The 1217-nt window shown below is 40.0% G+C and carries 1 protein-coding gene; it reads right to left on the bottom strand.

The window, feature by feature from the left end:
* Positions 1–1211: ATP-binding protein (locus tag NWF01_06045; protein ID MCW4024580.1), on the bottom strand; the 1211-nt coding region annotated here is incomplete at its 3' end.
* Positions 1212–1217: the final 6 nt, after the last annotated feature.

Here is a 1217-nt window from a genome sequence, read left to right as displayed (position 1 = left end):
TTTAGTTCTTGCCATTTAATCTCAAAGACATATGTGGCTTTTTTACTGTTTCCTATGAGGTCAATTTCATACGTGTCTTTTCCTTTCTCTGCTTTCGGAATTTTCCCCCATTGCCTATTAGCTTTGGACAAGCTCAGTTTCGAAACAAGAAACTCCTTTGCCGCCTTTTCAAACGCTCTTCCATAATAGCAGTTGAGGTTTTCTTTGACTTTAGCTATAAACTCGGGATTTCTAGAAGCGTAATCGGAAAAGTTCCTGTAAATCTGGGAAAACCAAAATTCAAGAAGCGGATGTCTTATCACGTATATGCCTCTTTTACCCTGATAGGGTTTTTCAATTTCTATCAACTCAAAATTCTCCTTCAACTCGCCTATCTGCCGAGTTAAAGAAGTCGAGGGCACATTTAGGTACCCTGCAATTGAAGACAACCTGTTGTTACCTGTCGCAATAGCTTCAAGTATAGAATAGTAAATTCCGCTTCTTCCTCCAAATTCCTGAGACAAAATTATGCTGACTTCCTCTTCTAACGGAGCGCTCTTGCATAAAAACAGGGCATCTACGATTTCTCGGGCTGTTTTTCCTTTCAGATCAAAATCTTCAACGGCAACATAATACTTCGGATAACCCCCAAACAGAAGGTAAAGCTTGAGCAACTCCTTTTTCTTTAACTCCAATTCTCTCCCAACCTCAAAACATGACGCGAGATTAAGCGGGCTTATCCTGATTCCACGTTTTATTCTTCCATAAAGCGGCTCCTTTGAATTCTGAAAAGTCTTTTTCATCAAACCGATAAGGGACCCGGATAGAATAATCAAGCCGGAGTTGTTCTCATGTAGATCTATATTCTTCTGCAATGCGCCTAAGATGGATGGTTCTACGTCGACAAAGTTTTGAAATTCATCGAAAACAAGAGGCGGCAGTTCTCTAGTGGTGCACACTTCAAAAAACTGGTCCCATGAGGAAACAACCTCTAATTCTCCAAGAATCTTTTTTGCTTTCAAGATTTCTTGGAATTCCAAAAGCAGGTCATCGGAAGTTTTGTTTTGGTTCACAAAAAAATATACTCCGTTATCCTTTAAGAACTCCAGAAGTAGTCGAGTTTTTCCGACTCTGCGAAGCCCATACAATGCTACCGCAAACAATTTTTTCTCCGACAGCTTATGCAGTATGTTCAGTTCTGTGAGTTCTGCTTCACGGTTAATGAACCTCAAACTATT

Source organism: Candidatus Bathyarchaeota archaeon, from assembly GCA_026014585.1.
Lineage (GTDB): Archaea > Thermoproteota > Bathyarchaeia > Bathyarchaeales > Bathycorpusculaceae > Bathycorpusculum.
The sequence above is the reverse complement of the archived record's forward strand: the minus strand, read 5'-3'. Positions and strand labels throughout refer to the sequence as shown.